The following is a 6,252-nucleotide window of genomic DNA, read 5'->3' as shown; positions in this document are numbered from 1 at the left end:
CAGGTCGGCTTCCCGTTCGCGCAGAGCGCCGCCCCCGCTACTTCTCGGTCACGCCCGCCGAGTCGAACGTCGCCACCTCGTGCATGGCCCTCGCCGTGCTCTGCACCAGGGGAAGTGCCAGCAGCGCGCCGGTACCCTCGCCCAGGCGGAGGTCCAGGTCGACCAGGGGGCGCAGGCCCAGCTTGTTGAGGGCGGCGACGTGGCCGGGCTCCGCGCTGCGGTGGCCCGCGATGCACGCGGCCAGGACCTCGGGGGCGATCGCGCGGGCCACCAGGGCCGCGGCGCCCGCGCTCACGCCGTCCAGGATCACCGGCGTGCGCAGCGACGCGCCGCCGAGCAACAGGCCCACCATCGCCGCGTGTTCGAAGCCGCCGATCGCCGCGAGGACGCCGATGGGGTCGGCCGGGTCCGGCTGGTGGAGGTCCAGGGCGCGGCGGACGACCTCGGTCTTGCGGGCGAGGGTCTCGTCGTTGATGCCCGTGCCGCGGCCGGTGACCTCGGCGGGGTCGGCCCCGGTGTAGACGGAGATGAGCGCGGCGGACGCCGTGGTGTTGGCGATACCCATCTCACCCGTGAGCAGGGCCTTGTTGCCGGCCGCCACCAGATCGCGGGCGGTCTCGATGCCCACCTCGATGGCCTGCTTGGCCTCCTCGCGGGTCATGGCAGCGCCGGTCGTCATGTCGGACGTGCCCGCGCGGACCTTGCGGGGCAGCAGGCCGGGCGTCGCCGGGAGTTCGGAGGCGACGCCGACGTCCACCACGCACACCTCGGCGCCCACCTGGGACGCGAACGCGTTGCAGACCGCTCCCCCGCCGAGGAAGTTGGCCACCATCTGGGCGGTGACCTCCTGCGGCCAGGGGGTGACGCCCTGGGCGTGCACCCCGTGGTCGCCGGCGAAGATCGCGACGGCCGCGGGCTCCGGGATCGGCGGCGGGCACTGCCGGGACAGGCCGGACAGCTGGGCGGAGATGATCTCCAGCATGCCGAGCGCACCGGCCGGCTTGGTCATCCGCTTCTGCCGCTCCCAGGCCTCGCCGAGCGCCTTGGCGTCCAGCGGGCGGATCCCGGCCACGGTCTCGGCGAGCAGGTCGTGCGGGTCCTCGCCGGGCAGGGCACGGCGGCCGTACGTCTCCTCGTGCACCACCCAGGACAGCGGGCGCCGCTTGGACCAGCCGGCCTGCATCAGCTCGGGCTCGTCCGGGAACTCGTCGACGTACCCCACGCACAGGTAGGCGATGACTTCGAGGTGCTCGGGCAGCCCCAGCGCGCGGACCATCTCGCGCTCGTCGAAGAAGCTGACCCAGCCGACGCCGAGGCCCTCGGCGCGGGCGGCGAGCCAGAGGTTCTCGACGGCGAGGGCCGCGGAGTACGGCGCCATCTGCGGCTGGGTGTGCCGACCGAGGGTGTGGCGGCCGCCCCGGGTCGGGTCGGCGGTGACGACGATGTTGACCGGGGTGTCGAGGATGGCCTCGATCTTCAGTTCCTTGAACTGCTTCGCGCGGCCCTTGGGGAGGGACTTGGCGTAGGCGTCGCGCTGGCGCATGGCCAGTTCGTGCATGCTGCGCCGGGTGTCGGCGGACCGGATGACGACGAAGTCCCAGGGCTGGGAGTGGCCGACGGAGGGCGCGGTGTGGGCGGCCTCCAGGACACGCAGCAGCACCTCGTGCGGGATGGGGTCGTCGCGGAAGCCGTTGCGGATGTCACGGCGTTCGCGCATGACCTTGAGGACGGCCTCGCGCTCGGCGTCGTCGTAGGCGGGCGCGGCCGGGCCGGTGGACTGACGTGCTTCTGCCACGGGGGCCGTGCTCTCTTCCTGGTCGGCGGCCCTGGTCTCCAGGTCCTCCGCGTGCTGTACGACATCGGGGTGGTGCTCCGCCACCGGACCGGGCTCGGCCTCGCGGGGCGCTGGGACGGTGGCGGCCTGCTCCGGCACGGTCTCGCCCTGGTCCTGGGCGGGGAGGACCAGCGGGTGCGGCGGGGTCGGGGCGAGGTGCGGGGTGGTCGGCACCAGGCCGTCGACGGCGACGAACTCGCCGAGCCGCTGGTCGGGCGCGGGCTCCGTCGGAAGGGCCGCGTCCAGGGGCTCCTGGGCCGCCGGGGTTTCCTCCGACTGGGCCGCGGGGGTGGGCGGGGTGCCCTGGGTCTGGGGGCCGGCGAGGGGCTGAACGGGCAGCGGCTCAGGGGCGGCAGCGGTCTCCGCCGGCGGTACGGCAGCCGCCACGGGGAACTCGGCGGGGGCCACGGCGTCCGGCGTGGGCTGCTCGGTCTCGGCGGCGGCGAAGGGCTCCGGCGGCTGCGGGACCTCGACGACGGTCGCGGGGGCTGCCGGGGCGAGCGCCTCGACGACGGCCTCCTCGGGCTGCACCGCCAAGGGCGGCGCGAGCGGCGGGATGGCCACCGGCTGACCGGGCTCGGCCGGGACGGCTTCCGGGGTGGGAGCGGGCTCGTGCGCGACCGCCTCCGGCACCGGAACGGCCTCGGGCGCGACGGTCTCCGCGGCCTGCTCGGGCAGGGCCGGTTCCACGACCTGGGGCTCCGGCACGACTTGCGGCACGGACTGCGCCGGCACGGACTGCACCGGCACCGCCGCCATCGCCTGGGCGGCCGGCTCCGGAACCACCGGCTCCATGAGCTGGCCCGCGGCCTCCGCCACGGGCACGGCCTCAGGCTCGGCCACCGCGCCAGGAGCCACCTCGGCACCGGGCGCCGGCACCGCGTCCTGCCCCGTCGGAACCTCGACGGCCTCGGGAACCTCCGGGACCTCCGAAACCTGCGGAATCCCAGGAGCCTGCGAAATCCCAGGAGCCTGCGCGGCCTCCGGAACCTCCGCGACCACCGGAGCGGCCTCCGGCACCGCACCCGGCGCCACACCCGGCACAGGCCCCTGAGCGCCTTCCGGAGCCTCGGCGACCTGCGGCACCACCGGCTCGGCCACGGGCACCGGAACGCCCCCGTCGACCGGCTGGGCCGCGCCCTCCGGGCCGTACGCGTTCTCGGGCCACACCCCGGGGTCCGCCGGTGCCTGCTGCTCCGCCGGTACACCCGCGACGTCCGCCACCGCGGACTCCTGCGCGAAAGCCGCGGGATCCACGACGGCCACGGGAGCAACCGTCTCCGGTGCCGGAGCAACCGTTTCCGCAGCCGGGGCCTGTGCGGCCACCTGTGCCACCGCGGTGGCCTGCGCGGCGATGCCCGGCACCCCGGTCCCCGCCACCGCCGTCTGCGGCGCTCCCCAGGGCGCGGCGGACTGCGGCACGGCATCGCCAGGCGGCTGGGCGTCGAGGTACTCGGGCCCGGCCGTCGGCGCACCCGGCTGTCGGGCCGGTGTGCCGGCCGGGCCGCGGTCGGCGAGGGAGCGGACCGGGCTGGTGGAGGTGTCGGGGATCGGCGGACCGAGGTGCAGCGGACGGCGCGGGGCCGGGGCGGCCGCCGGGTCGTGGGGCACGGAGAGGATCGGGGACGCCGGCACCGAGCTGGGCAGCCGGACGGCGGTGAGATCGACCGAGCCGCTGTCCCGGCCGTCCGTCTCGTGCGGGCCGGGCTCGTGGACGGTCTCGACGACCGGTTCCGGGGCCGGCGGCGGCACTTCGTTGCCCCAGGCGCCCTGAGCGCCGGGCAGCAGCAGGTCTTCGTCCTCGGCGGGCGACTCGGAGAGGTAGGTGTACGCGCCGTGCGCGGGAACGCCCGGCTGTTCCACCATGCCTGCGCTCTCCGGCAGTCCCTCGCCCGGGACCTGGCCGGTGTCCGTCATGCGTACCCCTCGCCCATCGGTTAGTGCCTTCTACGACCAACTCACTCGGGGCGGCGCACCGACCGCCCCGCAGTGAAGAACGAGCGTGCGTGCCCAGCGGCACGAACGACCCGCCGGAAAAGGCGACAAAGCCATTCAGTGGCATTGTCCCGGCCGTTCGACCGTCGCGGCAGCGTGATCCGCGACAGCCCGCTGTGGACTGCGCCACGTTGCGCGTCCCCGGTTCTGCCGTACCACACCCGTCCCAAAAGGGGCGCGTTTTCCGGATATTGACGAACGAATGTCCGGGCCACCGGTGCGGTGCAGCGATCGGCCAGCCTACCGCGCGCAGTATGACAACAGGATCACGGGGCGCGCTCGGGACGGCCCGCCCGTCGCCCGGCCAGCACCTCTCAACGAGGCGCTTCGCGCCGCAGCAACGTCCCCGTGAGCAGGAACGCGACGTTCCGCTCGGTCTCCGTCCAGGCCCTGGTGTCGAGTTCGACGGACTGCAGCAGGGCGCACTCGACCTGATATCCGTGCTCGGTCAGATCGCGTCCGATGAGTTCGGCCGCGTCGCGGGTGGCGGCGTGGGTGACGATGCGCTCCGGGCGGCGGTCGGCGACCGCGGCGACCACGGCGGCTCCTCCGCCGCCGACCCGGACGACGTCGGGTTCGGGCAGGTTCTCCAGCACATGGGGCGCGCCGCCGTGCACGATCTGGAGCTGGACCCCGAACTTGCGGGCGGCCGCATCGCTGCGCACGCAGGCCGCGAGGTCCCGGTCGACGGCGATGACGGCTGCCCCGGCGCGCGCGGCCTCGGTGGCGAACGCGCCGCTGCCACAGCCGATGTCCCAGACGAGGTCCCCCACCCGGGGGCCCAGCCGGGCGAGTTGGGCGGCCCTCAGCAGATCCGTTTCCCCTTCGCCCAGCGCGGCTCCCTCGCCGTACTCCGCGTCGGGCTGCACCCAGCCGCGAGGGCCAGCCGAGGGGTCCCGGCCGGCGATCCAGCCACCGCCCTCGCCCGCCGGCAGCGGCCCGGAAGGTCCGCCGATGACGATGACGACGTTGGGGTCGCGCCAGGTGTGGTCGGCGGCCTTGTCGGAGGTGACGACGCTGACCTGCTCGCGGTCGGTGCCGAGTTCCTCGCAGATGACGAAGGTGCGGTGGACGCCCTCCATCAGCAGACCGAGTTCGGCGGGTCCGGCGCCGGGCGAGGTGAGGACGGCGACCTTGGTGTGGGCGCGGCACACGTTCACCGCGCGTCGCAGGGTGCGCCGGTGTGCGACCACCACCTGTGCGTCGTCCCAGGGCATGCCGGCGCGGGCGAAGGCGGCGGCCACCGAGGAGACGGCGGGGACGACCTCGACCTCCAGGCCGAACTCGGGTGCGCGCAGGGTCCGTACGACGCCGAAGAAGCCGGGGTCGCCGTCGGCGAACACCACCGCGGTGCCGCGATGGCCGGCGATGCGGCGGGCGGCGAGGGCGACGCTGCCGAGGCGGATGCGCTCGGCGGCCCCTGGCACCTCGGGAAGGGCCAGATGGTGGGCCGCGCCCGCGACGAGCGTGGCGGCGCCGAGCGCGCCGCGTGCCGCGGCGGTCAGGGGCGAGCCGTCCCAGCCGATCACCGTGACCCGGTCGGCCATCGTCGTCAGTCTCCAGGGTTTTCGCAGGTCGTCAGGGGCCGGGCCCATGAGCGGGCTCCGTGAGAGTACCTGGTGGAGCTGTCCGGCGCGCGACGGGGCGAATCCCGTCGGCGTCAGTTCCAGGAGGTGAAGCCACCGCTCTCGGCGAGTTCCTCGCCCGCGCCTTCCAGATCCTCCGGGAGCAGGCTCCACACGATGAAGTCGGTGCGCACGTCCGCCCAGGTGCCGTCCTCTGTGCGGACGTGGACTATGCAGGCGTTGCGCAGCACGCCCTCGCTGATGCCGCCGATCTTCTGGGCCACCTGCTGGGAGGCGGTGTTGTCGGCGGCGGTGCGGATCTCGATGCGTTCGAGCTTCTGGTCGCCGAAGAGCCAGTGGGCGGTGGCGAGCGCGGCCTCGGAGGCGTAGCCCTCGCCGCGGGCCCAGGGGGCGATGATGTACGACAACTCGGTCGACCGGATGTGCCAGTTGGTCTTGGTGAGCTGGATGACGCCGACCAGGCGCTGGGTGAGGAACTCGGTGACCGCGAGGTCGAGGCCCCGGCCGTCGGTGCGTTCGGCGGGGGCGTACTCGGTGATCCAGTGCCGGGCCGCGTCCTCGGTGAACGGCTGGGGCACGTCGGTCCAGGCGGCGACCTGCTCGTCGTTCATCATCTCGGTCAGGGCGGGCACGTCGTCCTCGTCGAGGGGACGCAGCACCAACCGCTCCGTGCTGATGGAGATGTTGGGGAAGGTGCTAGTCATGCGCCACTCCGTAACCTTCGGAAATCCTTCAGGGCGTGCGAACTGCCCAGCATGCAGCATGAAACCACTGAACCGCACGACGGGGTCCACCCGCGGTGAGCGAGTGGACCCCGTGCGTGGCGATACGCCGTAT

The 6,252-nt window shown here is 74.2% G+C and carries 3 protein-coding genes; all 3 read right to left on the bottom strand.

Annotation, left to right across the window (positions count from 1 at the left end):
- Positions 1 to 37: 37 nt before the first annotated feature.
- Positions 38 to 3,751: a nicotinate-nucleotide--dimethylbenzimidazole phosphoribosyltransferase gene (cobT, locus tag AB0D59_RS16145; protein WP_362565233.1), complete on the bottom strand. Its 3,714-nt coding sequence runs from the start codon at positions 3,749 to 3,751 to the stop codon at positions 38 to 40.
- A gap of 392 nt (positions 3,752 to 4,143) precedes the next feature.
- Positions 4,144 to 5,376, bottom strand: coding sequence for a precorrin-6y C5,15-methyltransferase (decarboxylating) subunit CbiE (gene cbiE, locus AB0D59_RS16140; protein WP_362565231.1), 1,233 nt, complete (start codon positions 5,374 to 5,376; stop codon positions 4,144 to 4,146).
- Positions 5,377 to 5,489: 113 nt separating this feature from the next.
- A complete protein-coding gene (locus AB0D59_RS16135; protein WP_362565230.1) occupies positions 5,490 to 6,119 on the bottom strand; it encodes a GNAT family N-acetyltransferase in 630 nt (209 codons plus the stop codon).
- Positions 6,120 to 6,252: the final 133 nt, after the last annotated feature.

Source organism: Streptomyces sp. NPDC048417, from assembly GCF_040651615.1.
Classification (GTDB): Bacteria; Actinomycetota; Actinomycetes; order Streptomycetales; family Streptomycetaceae; genus Streptomyces.
Note: the sequence above shows the minus strand (reverse complement) of the source record. Positions and strands in the feature narration are given on the sequence as shown.

Excerpts from the sequence above, each read along its gene's own strand:
- cbiE (WP_362565231.1), bottom strand. The coding sequence starts at position 5,376 with ATGGCCGACCGGGTCACGGTGATCGGCTGGGACGGCTCGCCCCTGACC.
- cobT (WP_362565233.1), bottom strand. The coding sequence starts at position 3,751 with ATGACGGACACCGGCCAGGTCCCGGGCGAGGGACTGCCGGAGAGCGCA.
- AB0D59_RS16135 (WP_362565230.1), bottom strand. The coding sequence starts at position 6,119 with ATGACTAGCACCTTCCCCAACATCTCCATCAGCACGGAGCGGTTGGTG.